Origin of the sequence: Actinoallomurus acaciae, assembly GCF_042429965.1 — a bacterium.
Classification (GTDB): domain Bacteria; phylum Actinomycetota; class Actinomycetes; order Streptosporangiales; family Streptosporangiaceae; genus Actinoallomurus; species Actinoallomurus acaciae.
In genome coordinates, this window is sequence record NZ_JBHLZP010000143.1 from 1 (window position 1) to 16,872 (window position 16,872).

The window sequence follows — 16,872 nt, forward strand, 5'->3', positions numbered from 1 at the left end:
GCGCGCTGGCCGGCGCCTGCGCGGAGGCCGGAGCGTACGTGGGCGACGACGGTCGCCACCGGTTCGGCGCCCGGGCGTGGCGGAGCGTCGCCGGGGCGCCGGTCCTGCGGATCGTCCGTTACTACAGCACCCCGGACGGACGGCTCGTGCTCGGTGAGGAGCACGGCTGCGCGGTGGAGTTCTGGACCCGTGAGGAGGACGACCTGGTCGCGCCGCGGCCCAACCGCGTCACCGAGCGCGTCCCGGCGGACGGGCGCACCGTGCGGGTCCCCGAGGCGTGCCTGACCCACCTGTCCCCGTACGGCGAGCCGTACGGGGACTATCCGACGCGGCCCGAGTTCACCGCCCGGCTGGTGGAGGACGTGGCCTTCCCCATCGACGTCGTCTACACGTGGGTGGACGGCTCGGACGAGGTGTGGCGGGCCCGGCGCGACACGGCGCTCGAGGCGGTCGGCGTCGCGCGGCTCAACCGGCAGGCGGCCAACGACGCCCGCTACATCAGCCGCGACGAGCTGCGGTACTCCCTGCGCGGCGTCGCGGCGTACGCACCGTGGGTCCGCCACATCTGGATCGTGACGGACGGCCAGGTGCCGCCCTGGCTGGACGCAGACCATCCGAAGGTGACGGTGGTCGACCATCGCGACATCTTCGGCGACCGGGGCGTGCTGCCGACGTTCAACTCGCACGCGATCGAGTCGCAGCTCCACCACATCGACGGGCTGGCCGAGCACTTCCTGTACTTCAACGACGACTTCTTCCTGGGGCGTCCGGTGCGGCCCGCGCAGTTCTTCCAGGCCAACGGCGTCAGCCGGTTCTTCACCTCCAAGGCGCAGGTGGCGCTCGGCGACCGGTCCGTGGCGGACCTGCCGGTACTGGCCGCCGGCAAGAACAACCGGCGACTGATCGAGGAGGCCTTCGGGCCGGTGCTCACCCAGAAGATGAAGCACGTGCCGTACGCCCTGCGGCGCAGCGTGCTCGCCGAGATCGAGGAGCGGTTCGCCAGGGAGGCCGCCGAGACGGCGCGGCACCAGTTCCGCCACCCCGCCGACATCGCGATCCCCTCGTCGCTGCACCACTACTACGCCTTCCTCACCGGACGCGCCGCGCCGGGGCACATCAACTACTCCTACACCGACCTGGCCGCCCGCGAGACGCCGTACCGGCTGCGCCGGATGCTGTCGCTGCGGCGGTTCGACGTGTTCTGCCTGAACGACACCGACTCCGACGCGGTGACGCAGGCGCGGCAGCTCGAGCTCATGAGCTGGTTCCTCGACGCCTACTTCCCGGTGCCGAGCCCGTACGAGAAGGAGCCGCGATGATCTCGTCGCGGCCGCGCCCACCTGCGAGGCGAGCATCCGCGATGCGGCCGTGGTTAACTCTGCAACATGAGTGCCGCTGTCGGCATCGATGACATCCGCGCGGCCCGCGAGCTGCTGCGGGACGTCACCGTCACCACGCCGATCCTCGAATCCCGGTCACTGTCGGCGACGATCGGCGGCCCCGTTCACCTGAAGTGTGAGAACCTCCAGCGCGCCGGGTCCTTCAAGTCCCGCGGCGCGTACGTGCGGATCGCGCGTCTCACCGAGGAGGAACGGTCACGGGGCGTCGTCGCGGCGAGCGCAGGCAACCACGCGCAGGGCGTGGCGCTCGCCGCCAAGCTGCTCGGCTGCAAGGCGGTCGTCTACATGCCGGCCGGCGCTCCGCTGCCCAAGGTCGTGGCCACCCGCGCGTACGGGGCCGAGGTCGTGTTCGAGCGGGGCGGCGTGGACGCCTGTCTCGCCGCCGCGAACGCCTACGCCGAGCAGACCGGCGCGGTCTTCATCCACCCGTTCGACCACCCCGACGTCGTCGCGGGCCAGGGCACGCTCGGCCTGGAGATCCTCGAACAGTGCCCCGACGTCCGCACCGTCCTCGTGGGCGTCGGGGGCGGCGGGCTGATCTCCGGGATCGCGGCCGCCGTCAAGGCGGTACGCCCGGACGTCCACGTGGTCGGCGTGCAGGCCGAGCGCGCCGCGGCCTTCCCGCCCTCGCTCGCCGCCGGCCGCCCCGTCATGGTCGAACCCGCCGCGACCATGGCCGACGGGATCTCCGTCGGCCGCCCCGGCGACCTCACCTTCGAGATGGTCTCCAAGCTCGTCGACTCGGTGGTGACGGTCTCGGAGGAGTCGCTGTCCGCGGCGATGGTCAACTGCCTCGAGCGGTCCAAGCAGGTCGTCGAGCCGGCCGGCGCGGTCGGCGTCGCCGCGCTGCTGGACCGGCCGCAGGAGTTCGAGGCCCCGGTCGTCACGGTCCTGTCCGGCGGCAACATCGACCCGCTGCTGCTGTCGAAGGTGCTCCGCCACGGGCTGGCGTCGGCCGGCCGCTACCTGGTGTTCCGCGCCCGGCTGCGCGACCACCCGGGCGCGCTGGTGGACCTGCTGTCCGAACTGGCCGAGATGGAGGTCAACGTCCTCGACGTCGTGCACGAGCGGGTGGCCGCCCGGCTCAACGTCGACGAGGCGGAGGTGCTGCTGCACCTGGAGACGCGGGGTCCGGAACACTGCGACGAGGTGCTCGGCCGGCTCCGCAAGGAGGGCTACACCCTCAGCTTCAGCTGAGCCGCCGCCGGGCTGGTGATCTCTGTTCTCGCGTTCGCGTGGGGCCCTCGCTCAGACGAGATGCCGGCCCAGGAAGGGGATCTGCGCCGGAAGCATGCGGCGGCGGAACACCGAGTCGTGGCATCCGGCGTAGATTCCGCCGGTGACGTCGGCGGCCCTGGCGGCGCGGAGCCGGTCCAGCAAGGTCTTGGCCGGGATCGAGAGCGCGTCGTCCCGGCCGCAGGTCACCGAGACCGGTATCCGCGCGACCGACCGGGAGAACGCGACGGCGTCATCGCGGGACAGGGCGGGTGAGGTCGCGACCACCACGGCGACGCGATCGGGGCCCAGCGCGGACGCGAGGGCCAGCACGCCGCGGCCGCCGATCGACCAGCCGAGCAGCCCGATGCGTCCGGTGGAGAGTCCCTGGTCGTGCAGGAAGGGCACCAGAGACTCGGTGATCACCGGCGACGGGTCGCCGGAGGCGTCGGCCCAGTCGTCGATGGCGGCGACGGCGAACGGCGGGACCCCGCTCTGGACGGCGGCGGCGAGGTGGTACTGGACGCCGTAGACGTCGAAGGGCGTCCGCGCGTTTCCGTTCGAGCCGTGCAGCATCACCACCACCGGGAGGTGTTTCGCCGCACCGGGCGGAAAACCGACCACGGCTCTCGTCGGCCGCCCTCCCGCGGAGAAACGCAGTTCGCGTACGGGCCCGGGCGTCACCTTGGGCAGCGGGGGCATGGAGCCGCATTTCCCGAGATAGGGAGCCAGCCGGTAACGCCCCGGAAGAACGTCCGCCTGCACCAGCGGATAGGCACAGCCCGCGGCGGCGACCGCCGCCGTTCCCGCGACGAGAACGTGACGTCGAGACACGAGGGACATCCGGCGAATGTAGCGTGATCGTTCCAGTTCGTTCGGGAAATTCGTGCATGTCAGACGCTCGCCGCCGAATGGCCCTCCGTCAAGGCCGCGTCGCACGCCCGCCGCACCGGGGCGGGGTCATCGTCCTAGGCGTGGTCGACCAGCTCGCGCACGCCCGACTCGCGGGCGCAGTGGGCGCAGCAGAAGAAGCGGTCGCCCGCCTCGACGCCGTGGCCCACGATGCGGCACTGGCAGTGCTCGCAGACCGGGGCCATGCGCTGGATCGCGCACTCGAACGAGTCGAAGACGTGCACCGCGCCCTGCGCGTGCACCTCGAACGACATGCCGTAGTCATTCCCACAAACTTCGCATGTGGCCATGAGTTCCCCCAAACCCATCCCCAGTGGTGGTCACCCTCAGTCTTCCCCCGACCACGCCCGCTGATGTCGCGGCCGGGAAAGACGAACGTCCCCGGGCCCGCACGCTCGGGTCCGGGGACGTTCGGCCGGAACGCCTACAGCGCGGGCTTGCCCGCGGTGTACAGCCACTTCTGGAACAGCGGACGCAGGTCCTTGTGGGTGTACCGCTGGGCGAAGGCGGTGAACTCCGCGGTCGTGTCGTTGCCGTACCGGTGCTGGGCCGGCCACGCCTTGACCAGGGCGAAGAACGCCCTGTCGCCGATCGCCCCGCGCAGCTGGTGCAGGGTCATCGCGGCGCGCGTGTAGACCAGGTCGTCGAAGATGTGGTCGCGGCCCGGGTCGGCCACCTTCCCGCTCCAGTCGGTGGAGGAGGACTTGTACGCGTCGTCGAAGTGCTGCTGCGCCGTCTCACCGCCGTGCTGCTCGTCGTACAGCCACTCGGTGTAGGTCGCGAAGCCCTCGTTCAGCCAGATGTGCTGCCAGACGTACGGCGTCACCGAGTCGCCGAACCACTGGTGGCCGAGCTCGTGCGCGAGCAGCGTGGCCGACGGCAGGGCGCCGGCCGCGCGCCGGGCGTACACCGGCCGGGTCTGGGTCTCCAGGGAGTAGCCGACGTTCGGCGCGAGCACGTTGATGCCGCCGGTCGTGGAGAACGGGAAGCGCCCGTAGATCTTCTGTTCCCAGTCGATGACGTCGGCGGTCGCCTTGTTGAAGTCGTCGGCCGCCGTCGTGTTGCCGGCCGGCACCGAGGACGGGTCGACGGCCGTGATGTTCCGCAGGCCGGTCGCGGTGCGCGTGTCGCGGACGTCGAAGTGCCCGATCGCCATCAGCACGAGCTCGCTCGCGGTGGGCTGCCGGTCGACCCAGCGGAAGGTGGTGTTCGCGCCCTGCGTGTGCTCGCCCGCGGGGTCGCCGTTGGCCAGCACCTTCAGGCCCTTCGGCACCGTGACGGTGAAGTCGTAGGTCGCCTTGTCGTGCGTCGTGTCGTTGACCGGGTACCAGGTCGCCGACCCGAACGGCTGCGACAGCGCGACCGCGCCGTCATGGGTGGCGATCCAGCCGGAGAGGCCCAGCGCCGGATCGTTGATCGACTGTGGCACGCCGGAGTACGCGACGTCGACGGTGAAGACCCGGCCCTGCGGCACGCCGCGGGCCGGGGTGATCACCAGCTCCTGGGCGCCGGTGCGGGTGTAGGAGGCCGTCCGCCCGTCGACGGTGAGCTTGCTGATCTTCAGCGGGCCGAGGAAGTCGAAGTCGAACCGCGAGAGGTTCTGGGTGGCCCGCGCGGTGATCTTCGCGGTGGCGTTGATGGCCTTGGTACCCGGGTCGTACTTCAGGCCGAGAGAGTAGTGCTGGGCGTCATAGCCGCCGTTCCCCATGTCGGGGAAGTAGCGGTCGCCGGCGCCGGGCAGACCCGGCGTGTAGGCACGGTGACCGGCGTACGCGGTCACCGTGGGAGCGAGCAGACCGATCGCCGCCAGTGTGGCGGCGATCGACAGCACTCGCGAGGTGGTCCTCGCCATGCGAACTCTCCCGTCGTCAAAGCGCATGCGCGCCTGAACATGCAAGGGGAAGCATGCTCGGCCGAATGCCCTGCTGCAAGATCCGTGTCGGTGCGGCGTCTCCTCCGGCTACCAGTTCGCCGGTCGCCCTCGGTCGTACAGCCACACCTGGAACAGATGGCGCAGATCCATGCCGGAGACCCGCTGGGCGAGCGCGGTGAACTGCGCGGTGGTGGCGTTGCCGTGCCGGTGCTCGGTGGTCCAGGCGCGCAGGATCGCGAAGAACCGCTGGTCACCCACCTTCTTGCGCAACGCGTGCAGCGCCATCGCGCCGCGGTCGTAGACCGAACGGCCGAACAGCGCGGTGCGGCCGGGGGCGGCCGGTGGGATGTTCCACAGGTCGGAGCCCGCCTGGGCGTACCGGCTGTCGAACTGGCTCTGGACCGTGTCGGCGGGGTTCTCCCGCTCGCCCCACATCCACTCGGCGTACGTCGCGAACCCCTCGTTGAGCCACATGTCGCTCCACCGCGTCACCGAGACGCTGTCGCCGAACCACTGGTGGGACAGCTCGTGCGCGACCACGGTGGGCATCGCGGCCATGCCCGCGATGTACTCCGGCCTGGTCTGGGTCTCCAGGGCGAACTGCACCGGAGCGTTGTCGACCACCCCGCCGGTCGAGGTGAAGGGGTACGGGCCGAAGAGCTTGGCCCAGGCGTCGGTGATCTTCACCGTGTCGGCGTACAGGGAGTCCAGGCCGGCCTGGTCGACGGACGAGTCGGCGGCGACGTAGACCGGAACCCCGCCCGGCGTGTGCCCGCTGCGCACCTTGAACCGGCCGACGTCGACCATCGCGAGGTAGGTCGCCATCGGATCGCGCTCGCGCCACGTGTAGGTCACCGCGTCACCGGACGTGGTGGTACCGGCGAGCTCGCCGTTGGCCACCGCGGTCAGGCCGCGCGGCACGGTGATGCGGAACCCGAACGTCGCCTTGTCGCTCGGGTGGTCGTTGCCGGGAAACCAGCTGTGCGCCCCGTCGGGCTCGTCTCCGGTGAACACGCCGTCGCCGGTACGGATCCAGCCGTACCGGCCGAGCAGGTGGTCATCGACCGCCTTGGGATCACCGGAGTAGGTGACGGCCACCGTGAACGAGCCGCCCTTGGCGATCGGCTTCGGGGGAGTGACGACCAGCTTGCCGGGCACGCGGCCGTGCGCCGCGGACACCCCGCCGATCGTGACCTTGGTGACGTCGAGCCCGGTGAGGTCGAGGTCGAACCGGCTCAGCGCCTGCGTGGCGGTCGCGGTGATCGTCGTCGTGCCGGCGACCGCCGGATGCGCCTGCGGGGTGATCTTCAGGTCGAGGTCGTAGTGCTGGACGTCGTAGCCGCCGTTGCCGCTGCCGGGCACGACGGAGTCGCCGACGCTCGCGGCGCCGGGTGCCGCGGGCGCGACCTGCTGCGCGGGGACACGGGCGTTGCCCGCCGCGCAGGCCGCCAGGGCCAGGGGCAGGAGGGCGCTCGCGACGATCCGGCGGGCTCTCATCGGTCAAGAGTGGCTGGTCAGAGGCCCAAACGCCAAATCGACGGGGGGAAACCGGCCCGGCGCGCGTACGGACCGGGCATAGCGGGCGTAGCGCGCCGGGAGAGGCTGCTGGGACCGGACGGCTCAAAGGTTGCCGCGGCGTTCCTGTTCCCGCTCGATCGCCTCGAACAGGGCCTTGAAGTTGCCCTTGCCGAAGCCGAGTGACCCGTGCCGCTCGATCAGTTCGAAGAAGACCGTCGGGCGGTCCTGCACCGGCTTGGTGAAGATCTGCAGCAGGTAGCCGTCCTCGTCGCGGTCGACCAGGATGCCGCGCTCGCGCAGTTCCTCGATCGGCACACGCACCTCACCGATGCGCTCGCGCAGCTCCGCGTCCTGGTAGTAGGAGTCGGGCGTCGTGAGGAACTCCAGGCCGGCGGCGCGCATCGCGTCGACGGAGTAGAGGATGTCGTTCGTCGCCAGGGCGATGTGCTGCATGCCCGGCCCGCCGTAGAACTCCAGGTACTCGTCGATCTGGGACTTCTTCTTGGCGATCGCCGGCTCGTTGAGCGGGAACTTGACCTTGCCGCGGCCGTCGGCGACGACCTTGGACATCAGCGCGGAGTACTCCGTGGCGATGTCGTCGCCGATGAACTCCTTCATGTTCGTGAAGCCCATGACGCGCTTGTAGAACTCCACCCACTCGTCCATCCGGCCGAGCTCGACGTTGCCCACGCAGTGGTCGATCGCCTGGAAGAAGCGCCGGTCGGCGGGGGCGACGATCGGGTCGGCGGCGACGTACCCGGGCAGGTACGGACCGGAGTAGCCGGTCCGCTCGACCAGGGAGTGGCGGGTCTCGCCGTAGGTGGCGATGGCGGCGACCACGACCCGGCCGTGCTCGTCCTCCAGAACGTGCGGCTTCTCCAGGCCGGTCGCGCCCTGGGCGACGGCGTGCTCGTACGCGGCGGTCGCGTCCGGCACCTCGATGGCCAGGTCGATCGCTCCGTCACCGTGCTCGGCGACGTGGCGGCCCAGGTCGGTGCCGGCGCGCACGGCGCCCTTGAGCACGAACCGCGCGCCGCCCGACTCGAGGACGTACGCGGCCTCGTCCCGGCTGCCGGTCTCCGGCCCCTTGTACGCGACGCAACGCATGCCGAACGCGGTGGAGTAGTAGTGCGCGGCCTGCTTGGCGTTGCCCACGGCGAACACGACGGCGTCCATGCCCTTGACCGGGAAGGCATCCGCCGCGCGGGCGTCGGTCGCGACGTGTTCGTTGGCTGCGGTCGTCATGGTGCTCCTCACGCGGCGGGTGAACGACAGCTCGACACCCACAATGTCGATCCCGTCCGCAGGTTGCGCAAGAGCACTTGAAATGTCTGGGCAACCTGTACACCCTGAATCGGGGAACACCCGGAAATCTGTACAGGCTGCCCACAGTTAAGGATCCCATGATCGACGAACTCGACGCGCGGTTGATCGCGCTGCTGGCCGACGAGCCTCGTATGGGCGTGCTGGAGTGCTCGCGCCGGCTCGGCGTCGCACGCGGCACCGTGCAGGCACGTCTGGACCGGCTACAGGAGCGCGGCGTCATCCGGGGGTTCGGCCCCGAGGTCGACCCGGCCGCCCTCGGCTACCAGGTCACGGCGTTCGTGACGCTGGAGATCCGGCAGGTGGGCGGGCATGACTCCGTCGCGGCACGGCTGGCCGCCATTCCCGAGGTGATCGAGGTGCACACGATCACCGGCGTGGGCGACATGCTGTGCCGCATCGTCGGACGCGGAAATCAGGACCTGCAGCGCGTCATCGACCTGATCGTCGGTGTGGAGGGCGTGCAGCGGACCTCGACCGTGATCGCATTGGCGACCCCCGTGCACCAGCGGACCCTGCCGCTGGTGCACGCGGCCGTGCGTCAGTGAGGCGAAAGGCTCAGGAGCCGCCGTACGGCGTGGCGTCGAGAATCTCGACGGACATGCTCCTGCCGTTGGGCAGCGTGTACTTGGCCTTCTCGCCGACCTTCTTGCCGTTGATGGCGGCGCCGAGGGGCGACTTGGGGGAGTAGACGTCGATCGGGGCGCCACTCTCCTCGCGCGAGGCCAGCAGGAACGTGACCTCCTCGTCGTCGCCCACGAACTGGATGGTCACCGTCATTCCGGGACCGACCACGCCCTCCGCGCGCGGCGCCTCGCCGACGCGCGCGTTCTGCAGGATCTGCTGAAGCTGGAGGACGCGGCCCTCCTGCTTGCCCTGCTCTTCCTTTGCCGCGTGGTAACCGCCGTTCTCGCGGAGGTCACCTTCCTCGCGGGCGGCCTCGATCTTTGCGGCGATCTCGATCCGGCCTTCGCCCGTGAGGTAGTCCAGCTCGTGCTTGAGCCGGTCGTACGCCTCCTGGGTAAGCCAGGTGACGTTGGCATCGCGGGTCTCGGTCACGGGTACTCCTCATCCACGTGAAGTGCGGCCGTAGAACTCTCAAGGCTACCGGCATTCAAACGTGAAGTAGCCAGCGCAAGAGAGCTTTGTGTCGTTATGACGCTCTTGTTTGTTCCCCATAGGAGAGCCGGTATTAACCTCTGCGGCACCCCTGAACGTCAACCGCGGTGGCGCGGGACGTCGTCGGAAGCTGCTGGCGGCGATCGACGTCGCCGGTTCCGGTCGGCACGGTCACCTCCATCCGCCCCACTTCCGCGTGATCGGTGTCGTACGCGATGAGCGCGCAGCGCACGTCGTCGCCCTTGGACTTGGCGATCTGGTAATGCACGCGGACCGACCGGTCGGCCGCCTGCCAGGAGACGATCTGCGGCGTGATCCCCGGAGTCCCCTCCGTGTGCGCCATGATGATGGCCCAGCCGGCGGCGCAGATCGCGACGAACACCCCGATGACCGAATAGGCCACCCAGTTGCGCCTGGTGGTGGTGCCGGTCGAACTCATGGGAATCTCCGTGCGGGGCGGTGTTGTTCTCAGGGAGAATCATGCTTGCGATGCGGTCGCCGGACGTCCGGTCCCGCATCGGATGAATACGACCTTACGCTCACGGGGAGCCTGAGTTGTCCGAGACCTCGACGTGTCGCGAACCGCTGCGCCTGATGGCGGTGCACGCCCATCCGGACGACGAGTCCAGCAAGGGTGCGGCGACCATGGCGCGCTATGCCGCCGAAGGCGTACAGGTCCTGGTGGTGACCTGCACCGGAGGCGAGCGCGGCGACATCCTCAACCCGGCGATGGACCGTCCGGAGATCAAAGAGAACCTCGCCGCGGTGCGCATGGAGGAGATGGCCAGGGCCCGTGAGATCCTCGGCGTCGACCAGCGGTGGCTCGGCTTCGTCGACTCGGGGCTGCCGGAGGGCGACCCGCTGCCGCCGCTGCCGGAGGGCTGCTTCGGCCTGCAGCCGATCGAGGTGGCCGCCGAGCCGCTCGTCCGCGCCGTACGGGAGTTCCGCCCGCACGTCATGCTGACCTACGACGAGAACGGCGGTTACCCCCACCCCGACCACATCATGACCCACAAGGTCTCGGTGGAGGCGTTCGACGCGGCGGGCGACCCCGACCGCTACCCCGGCACCGGCGAGCCGTGGCAGCCGCTCAAGCTCTACTACCACATGACCTTCCACCAGGAGCGCTACCTGGCCGAGCACAAGGCGATGCTCGACGCCGGCCTCGATTCGCCGTACGAGGAGATGCTCCAGCGCTGGCAGGACCGGCCGCTGAAGTGGGAGATCACCACCAAGGTTCCGTGCGCGGACTACTTCGACGTACGCGACCAGGCGCTGATCGCCCACGCCACGCAGATCGACCCGGGCGGCCCCTTCTTCGCCTGCCCGACCGACCTCCGGCGCAAGGCATGGCCGACCGAGGACTACCATTTGGCGCGTTCCCTGGTGGACACCGAACTGCCGGAGGACGATCTGTTCGCCGGCGTTCACGAGGTCCAGGAGAAGGTATGCCTGCCATGATGGTTCTCGCGGTCAACGAAGACCAGGTGACGCCTGGCGTCGGCGCGTTCCTCATCGTCGCGGCGCTGGGCGTGACGCTCTTCTTCCTGATCCGCTCCATGAACAAGCGAATCGCGCGCATCGAGGCCCCGAGCGAGGAGGACCTGCGCCAGGCCGAGTGGGAGCGCCGCCAGGCCGGCCGGGACTCCGGCGACGAGGCGGAGAAGGCGCCCGCCGGCGTCAAGAAGAAGGCCGAGCCGCGCTCCGAGGCCGATCAGCCGGACGCCTGACGCGGCGCCGCTCGCGCAGACGGGCGAGCAGCGCCCCGATGGCGATCACCAGCAGGCCGGCGAGGGCGTCCGCGATGTAGTGGTTGGCGGTGCCGACCACGACGACGAACATGAACACCGGATAGAGGGCGCCGAGCACCCGCAGCCAGCGCCATCCGGCGTTGCGCGCGATCTGCCAGCCGCACCAGGCGGCCCAGCCGACGTGCAGCGACGGCATCGCCGCGAACTCGTTCGTCAGGCCGGCCAGGCCCCGGGGCGCGCTGGCCGCGTCGCCCCACCAGCCCCAGTCGTGATACCTGGCGAGCGTGTCGACGAACCCGGGCAGCATCCGCGGCGGGGCGGTGGGAAAGAACCAGAACCCGAGCAGCCCGATGAGCGTCGCGATCACCAGCGCCGTACGCGCGCCGCGGTAGGCGCGGGGCCGGCGGCGCCACAGCCACACCAGCACCACCGGCGTCACCACGTAGTGCAGCACGGCGTACGCGTAGGACAGCGGTACGCCGAACTCCGGGATCGCCGAGGCGGCGTGGTTGATGCCGGTCTCGTCCGCGATGTGCAGCGTGCGCTCCAGGTCCAGCACGCGATGCGCGTTGGTGAAGGCCTCACCGTGGCCGGCGGAGACGAGCAGGCGTACCCCGTCGTACAACAGGTACATCGCGCCGAGCAGGGCGACCTCGCGCCACCAGCGTGGGCGGACCTTCGCCTCCGGCGTCGAGACCGGTGGGGCCGGTGCGAGCCGGCTCATTCCCCGCGTGCCCTGGTCAGCATGAGGCCCCCTCCGCCGGCGATCCCCCGGGCGGGGGAGGCCTTATCCCCGCGCAAAGTATATATGTGCAAAGTACATCTATAGCGGCCAGATCAGGTCGGTGTGACCTGGAGGCGCACGGCGTGTCGCCTTGGTGGCCGTGCGCCCGTGATGTCCGTCAACACCCAGGAGCCCAGACGTGTTCCTCCAGTCCTTCGTCAGGGCCCGTTCAGGTAGTACTCAACTCCGCAGGCCAGGATGGACACCGTGAGTGAAGCGCGCCTGCTCGTTGTCGAGGACGAGCCCAACATCCTGGAACTCCTGTCCGGCAGCCTCCGCTACGCGGGCTTCGAGGTCGTCACCGCGACCGGCGGCAGTGACGCGGTGCAGGTGGCCCTGCAGCGTCGCCCCGACCTCATCGTGCTCGACGTCATGCTGCCGGACATGGACGGGTTCGACGTCATCCGCAGACTGCGCGGTGGCGGGGCGCACATCCCGGTGCTGTTCCTCACCGCGAGGGACGCCACCCAGGACAAGATCCGGGGGCTGACCCTCGGCGGCGACGACTACGTGACCAAGCCGTTCAGCCTCGAAGAGGTCATCGCCCGCATCCGCGCCGTGCTCCGCCGCGCCCAGGGCGGCCCGGCCGAGGCGCCGCCGCGGCTGAGCTTCGCCGACCTCGAACTGGACGAGGAGAGCCACGAGGTCTGGCGGGCCGGCAAGCCCATCCAGCTCTCGCCGACCGAGTTCAAGCTGCTGCGCTACTTCATGACCAACGCCAACCGCGTGCTGTCCAAGGCACAGATCCTGGACCACGTGTGGGACTACGACTTCCGCGGCGACACCGGGATCGTCGAGTCCTACGTCTCGGTGCTCCGCCGCAAGCTCGACAAACTCGGGCCCCGCCTGATCCACACCCTGCGCGGAGTCGGCTACGTCCTGCGCCTGCCACCGGAGCAGTAATGCCACCGTGGCTGACCCGCCTGTCCGGGCGGACCCCGCTGCGGGTCAAGCTCATCGCCGCGTCGCTGGCGCTCGTCGCCCTCGCGCTGGTCGCGGTGAGCGTGGCGAGCGTCTCGGCGATGCGCGGCTACCTGCTGGACAAGACCGACCGGCAGCTCACCGGCTTCGCCCGCGTGACGGCCCGGGTGATCAGTCAGCCCGGACCGGTCCAGACGAAGGTGCCGGTGACCGGGCAGTTCGTCGTCCAGGTACGCGACGTGACCGGCAAGATCGTGGCCGACTCGGGCGGATCGATCTGGCGTGACTCCGTGCCCGATCCCGCCGTCCCGCAGGATGCCGGCTGGCTGACCGCGCACGCCGAGCAGGCCGTCACCGTCGGAGCGGTGTCCGGCGACGTCCACTGGCGCGTCCACATCGAGCCCATCGCCGGCGGCTACGTGGTGGTCGCCGCGGACCTGCGCGACGTCGCGCGCACGACCGGCCGCCTCGTCGGCGTGGAGATCGTCGTCGGCAGCATCGTGCTGGTGCTCGTCATGGGCCTCGGCATCGCGATCGTCCGCGCCAGCCTGCGCCCGCTGGTGCACATCGAGCACACCGCCGAGGCCATCGCGGCGGGCGACCTGTCGCGCCGCGTGCCCGACGCCGACCCGCACACGGAGGTCGGCCGGCTCGGCAACGCGCTCAACGGCATGCTGTCCCAGATCGAGACGGCGTTCCGCGCCCAGGCGAAGTCGGAGGCGACCGCCCGCGAGTCGGAGGAGCGGATGCGCCGCTTCATCGCCGACGCCAGCCATGAGCTGCGGACGCCGCTGGCGGTGATCCGGGGCTTCGCGGAGTACTACCGGCAGCGTTCCGACGTCCCGCCGGACGAGCTGGACCGGCTGATCGGCCGGGTCGAGGACGAGGCGGCGCGAATGGGCATCCTGGTCGATGACCTGCTGCTGCTGGCCCGGCTCGACCAGCAGCGCCCGCTGGCGCGCAAGCCGGTCGACCTTCTCGCGCTGGCCGCCGACGCCGTGCACGACGCGCGGGTGGTGGACGGCTCGCGAGAGATCACGCTGTCGGTGCGCAGCGGCTCGGCCTTCATCGTGACCGGCGACGAGGTGCGTCTCCGGCAGGTGATCGGCAACCTCGTGAGCAACGCGCTGCGGCACACGCCGTCCGGCACGCCCGTCGAGGTGGTCATCCGGTCCGGGGCGCTGGAGGACTCTCCGGCGGCCGTGCTGGAGGTCGTCGACAGCGGTCCGGGCATGCCGACCGAACAGGCGAAGCGCGTGTTCGAGCGGTTCTACCGCGCCGACCCGGCGCGCAGCCGCGGCGGCACCGGGCTCGGCCTGGCGATCGTGGCCGGGCTGGTCGAGGCCCACGGCGGCACGGTCTCGGTGGAGACCGCGCCCGGCAAGGGCGCGACCTTCCGCGTCACCCTGCCTCTCGACCCGGACGCGGTCGAGACCGACGCGGTGGAGTCGGCGCCTCTTTAGGACTTGCCCGGTCTTAACACAGCCCTTATTGCGGCAACATTCAGGTGCGTCTCAGCGTGACTCCAGTCCCGTTGGCGATCCTCTGAGTATCACCAGATTGAGGGATCTTGGGGAGTGAGCGATGGAGACCCACGAGCAGCCGACCGGCGGTCACGAGGAAGAGCCGCGCGGAGAGGCGCCACGGGACCCGGAACCGGAGACGGACACCTCCCCGGTAGAGTCGCCGCCGTCGACGTACGTGCAGGCCTGGCCACCGCCTCCGGCCCCGCGGACGCCGGCCGACGACGAGACCGGACCGGTCCCGACGCCGCAGGGACAGCCCGGCGGCCCCGGTCAGCAGGAGCACGGTCAGCAGGCCTACGGCGGGCAGCCGTACGGTCAGCCCGGCTACGGCGAGCAGGCCTACGGTCAGCAGGTTCCTGGTCAGTCGGCGCCGGGGCAGCCCGGCCCGCACGAGCGGCCCTACGGCCAGGCGGCGTTCGGCGAGCAGGGGTACGGCCCCGGCCCGGCGTACGGCCCGGGGCCCGGCGGCCACCCGTGGTGGACGACGAAGCGTAAGGTCGCGGCCGGTGGTCTCGCCCTGGCGCTGATCCTCGGCGGCGGTCTCGCCGGAGGCGCCGTGGCGGCGGTGATCGGCGGCAGCGGCACCACGTACGCCAGCCCGACCGCCGTGAAGGCCGCGTCCAGCAAGTCGGCCACCGGCGTCGCGGCGATCGCCCAGGCGGTGCAGCCGAGCACCGTGTCGATCACCGTGACGACCCAGCAGGGTCAGGACGAGGGCACCGGCGTCATCATCCGGTCCGACGGTGTGATCCTCACCAACAACCACGTGGTCGCGGACGCCTCGGGCGGCGGCCAGATCTCGGTGAAGTTCAACGACGGCAAGAAGGCCTCGGCCCAGATCGTCGGCACCGACCCGGCGACCGACCTCGCGGTGATCAAGGCGGCGGGGATGTCCGGGCTCAAGCCGGTGACGTTCGGCAACAGCGACCAGTTGCAGGTCGGCGACCCGGTGGTGGCGATCGGCAGCCCGCTCGGACTGGAGGGCTCGGTGACGTCCGGCATCGTCAGCGCCCTGCACCGTACGCTCACCGAGAGCGGAGAAGAGCAGCAACAGCAGCCGGGCTTCCCGTTCGGCGGCGGTGGTCAGAACCAGGGCCAGCAGAACAGCTCGGGCGGCACCGCGATCGGCGACGCCATCCAGACGGACGCCGCGATCAACCCGGGCAACTCGGGTGGCCCGCTGGTGAACGCCTCCGGCCAGGTCATCGGCATCAACACCGCGATCGCCACGTCGGGCAGCAGCAACGGCAACATCGGCGTCGGCTTCGCCATCCCGATCGACACGGCCAAGCAGGTCGCCGACCAGCTCATCAAGACCGGCAAGGCCACGCACGCGTACCTGGGCGTGACCCTGTCCGACGCGGAGGGCGACCAGCAGGGCGCCCTGGTGGCATCCGTGCAGAGCGGCACCCCGGCCGCCTCGTCCGGCCTGAAGGAGGGGGACATCGTCACCCAGGTGGACGGCAAGGCGATCGACGGCGCCGACGACCTGTCCGCGGCGATCCGCGGCCACAACCCGGGCGACAAGATCGCCCTGACGTACCTGCGCAACGGCGAGAAGCACACGGCGAACGTGACGCTGACGTCCAACGGCGGCACCTGACCGAGAGGCCCGGGGTGCCCCTCACGCCCGTGGAGCACCGCGTGGCCTCTCCAGACGGCCCGAGCCCGATCGACCGGCTCGGGCCGTTCGCAGGTCCGGCGACGGTGGGGGAGACATCCGTACCTGTTCCGACGGCCCGAGCCGGACCAGCCGGCTCGGGCCGTACGCGTGTCGCGGGGGTCAGCCGCCCGGGAAGGTGGGGCTGGGGAAGCCGTCCGCGTCCGTTCCGGACGACACGACGACGTGGTCGCCGGCGCTCAGGCCCGACGTGATGGCGATGTAGCGGTCGCTGTGGACGCCCGTGCGCACGGTGCGGACCGTCGTGCGGCCGTTCCGGCGGACCAGGACCGTGGCCTGGCCGTTCGACTTCGGGTGGACCGCGCCGGCCGGCACGTACAGCGTGCTCTCCGCCTGGGCGGTCACCACCTCCACGGTGGCGCTCATGCCCGTGCGCAGGCCCTCGGGCGGCGTGTCGTCCAGGGAGATCATCACGCCGAACAGCGCCCGGTCGCCGTCGGTCGTCGCGGCGGGGTCGATGCGCGTGACCGTGCCGCGGTAGGTGCGGCCCGGGCTCATCGCGAGGGTGATCTCGGCCGACTGGCCGAGCTTCAGCTGGTTGACCTCGCTGAGGGGGAACATCGCCTGGACCTGCAGGTCGTCCAGGTCGCCGAGGGTGATGAAGCCGGTGCGGCTCTGGCCGCTCACCTGACCGCCGACCGTGCCGCCGACCGACAGGATCGTGCCGTCGATCGGCGCGGTGAGGCTCGTGGCGGCGAGCGTGCGTTCCGCCTCGCGCTCCTTGACCTCGGCCTGGGTGACACTCGCCGAGGCGAGCTGCACCGCGTTGACCTGGCAGCCGCCGCCGTTCCCGCCGCGGGCGCCGCCGCCGGAACCCGTACGCCGGCCGCCGCCGGAGCCGCGAGCCCC

Annotated in this window: 17 protein-coding genes; 8 read left to right on the plus strand and 9 right to left on the minus strand. The window is 70.7% G+C overall.

The genetic code is table 11. The annotated features are described in order from the left end of the window. On the plus strand, positions 1-1,319 hold a 1,319-nt coding region (locus ACFFNX_RS20200; protein WP_378204241.1), incomplete at its 5' end, for a stealth family protein. Positions 1,320-1,385: 66 nt separating this feature from the next. Then, entirely contained in the window at positions 1,386-2,597 is a 1,212-nt protein-coding gene (gene ilvA / locus ACFFNX_RS20205; protein ID WP_378204244.1) for a threonine ammonia-lyase, read from the plus strand. Between the two features lie 51 nt (positions 2,598-2,648). Here the strand turns inward: ilvA and ACFFNX_RS20210 are convergent, their stop codons facing one another. The 5 genes from ACFFNX_RS20210 to hppD all read right to left on the minus strand — a co-directional run bounded on the left by ACFFNX_RS20210 (position 2,649) and on the right by hppD (position 8,163). After that, positions 2,649-3,458 (minus strand): alpha/beta hydrolase, encoded by an 810-nt coding sequence (locus tag ACFFNX_RS20210; protein ID WP_378204247.1) that lies wholly within the window; start codon positions 3,456-3,458, stop codon positions 2,649-2,651. A 125-nt stretch (positions 3,459-3,583) separates the two neighbouring features. Beyond that, complete coding sequence (locus tag ACFFNX_RS20215) at positions 3,584-3,835, minus strand: metallothionein (protein ID WP_512699854.1); 252 nt, start codon at positions 3,833-3,835, stop codon at positions 3,584-3,586. Positions 3,836-3,951: 116 nt separating this feature from the next. Then, on the minus strand, positions 3,952-5,379 hold the full coding sequence (locus ACFFNX_RS20220; RefSeq protein WP_378204253.1) for a M1 family metallopeptidase: 1,428 nt from the start codon (positions 5,377-5,379) through the stop codon (positions 3,952-3,954). Between the two features lie 108 nt (positions 5,380-5,487). After that, the gene (locus tag ACFFNX_RS20225) at positions 5,488-6,897 is read right to left on the minus strand and encodes a M1 family metallopeptidase (protein ID WP_378204256.1); all 1,410 of its coding nucleotides are present in this window, start codon (positions 6,895-6,897) and stop codon (positions 5,488-5,490) included. Positions 6,898-7,020: 123 nt separating this feature from the next. Beyond that, positions 7,021-8,163, minus strand: a complete 1,143-nt coding sequence (hppD, locus tag ACFFNX_RS20230; protein ID WP_378204259.1) for a 4-hydroxyphenylpyruvate dioxygenase — start codon at positions 8,161-8,163, stop codon at positions 7,021-7,023. A 158-nt stretch (positions 8,164-8,321) separates the two neighbouring features. Between hppD and ACFFNX_RS20235 the strand changes: the two genes are divergently transcribed. Beyond that, entirely contained in the window at positions 8,322-8,789 is a 468-nt protein-coding gene (locus ACFFNX_RS20235) for an Lrp/AsnC family transcriptional regulator (RefSeq protein WP_378204262.1), read from the plus strand. Positions 8,790-8,799: 10 nt separating this feature from the next. Here the strand turns inward: ACFFNX_RS20235 and greA are convergent, their stop codons facing one another. Together greA and ACFFNX_RS20245 are read right to left on the minus strand one after the other, a co-directional pair. Next, the gene (gene greA, locus ACFFNX_RS20240) at positions 8,800-9,300 is read right to left on the minus strand and encodes a transcription elongation factor GreA (protein WP_378204265.1); all 501 of its coding nucleotides are present in this window, start codon (positions 9,298-9,300) and stop codon (positions 8,800-8,802) included. A gap of 133 nt (positions 9,301-9,433) precedes the next feature. Continuing rightward, positions 9,434-9,799: a DUF4307 domain-containing protein gene (locus ACFFNX_RS20245; protein ID WP_378204268.1), complete on the minus strand. Its 366-nt coding sequence runs from the start codon at positions 9,797-9,799 to the stop codon at positions 9,434-9,436. Between the two features lie 155 nt (positions 9,800-9,954). Here ACFFNX_RS20245 and mca point away from each other — a divergent pair, with 155 nt between their 5' ends. Then, the gene (gene mca / locus ACFFNX_RS20250) at positions 9,955-10,821 is read left to right on the plus strand and encodes a mycothiol conjugate amidase Mca (protein ID WP_378204287.1); all 867 of its coding nucleotides are present in this window, start codon (positions 9,955-9,957) and stop codon (positions 10,819-10,821) included. Continuing rightward, on the plus strand, positions 10,809-11,090 hold the full coding sequence (locus ACFFNX_RS20255; protein ID WP_378204270.1) for a hypothetical protein: 282 nt from the start codon (positions 10,809-10,811) through the stop codon (positions 11,088-11,090). The genes mca and ACFFNX_RS20255 overlap by 13 nt, the downstream gene beginning before the upstream one ends. On the opposite strand, the gene ACFFNX_RS20260 is transcribed toward ACFFNX_RS20255, so the two are convergent. Further along, positions 11,041-11,835: a phosphatase PAP2 family protein gene (locus ACFFNX_RS20260; protein ID WP_378204273.1), complete on the minus strand. Its 795-nt coding sequence runs from the start codon at positions 11,833-11,835 to the stop codon at positions 11,041-11,043. The genes ACFFNX_RS20255 and ACFFNX_RS20260 overlap by 50 nt on opposite strands. A 258-nt stretch (positions 11,836-12,093) precedes the next feature. Here ACFFNX_RS20260 and ACFFNX_RS20265 point away from each other — a divergent pair, with 258 nt between their 5' ends. From ACFFNX_RS20265 to ACFFNX_RS20275, 3 genes are all read left to right on the plus strand, one after another. Then, positions 12,094-12,798: a response regulator transcription factor gene (locus tag ACFFNX_RS20265; protein ID WP_378204276.1), complete on the plus strand. Its 705-nt coding sequence runs from the start codon at positions 12,094-12,096 to the stop codon at positions 12,796-12,798. Continuing rightward, on the plus strand, positions 12,798-14,279 hold the full coding sequence (locus ACFFNX_RS20270) for a sensor histidine kinase (protein WP_378204279.1): 1,482 nt from the start codon (positions 12,798-12,800) through the stop codon (positions 14,277-14,279). Before ACFFNX_RS20265 ends, ACFFNX_RS20270 begins: the two co-directional genes overlap by 1 nt. 121 nt (positions 14,280-14,400) lie before the next feature. Continuing rightward, the gene (locus tag ACFFNX_RS20275; RefSeq protein WP_378204282.1) at positions 14,401-15,945 is read left to right on the plus strand and encodes a S1C family serine protease; all 1,545 of its coding nucleotides are present in this window, start codon (positions 14,401-14,403) and stop codon (positions 15,943-15,945) included. Positions 15,946-16,125: 180 nt separating this feature from the next. Here ACFFNX_RS20275 and ACFFNX_RS20280 read toward each other — a convergent pair. Next, positions 16,126-16,872: efflux RND transporter periplasmic adaptor subunit (locus tag ACFFNX_RS20280; protein ID WP_378204284.1), on the minus strand; the 747-nt coding region annotated here is incomplete at its 5' end.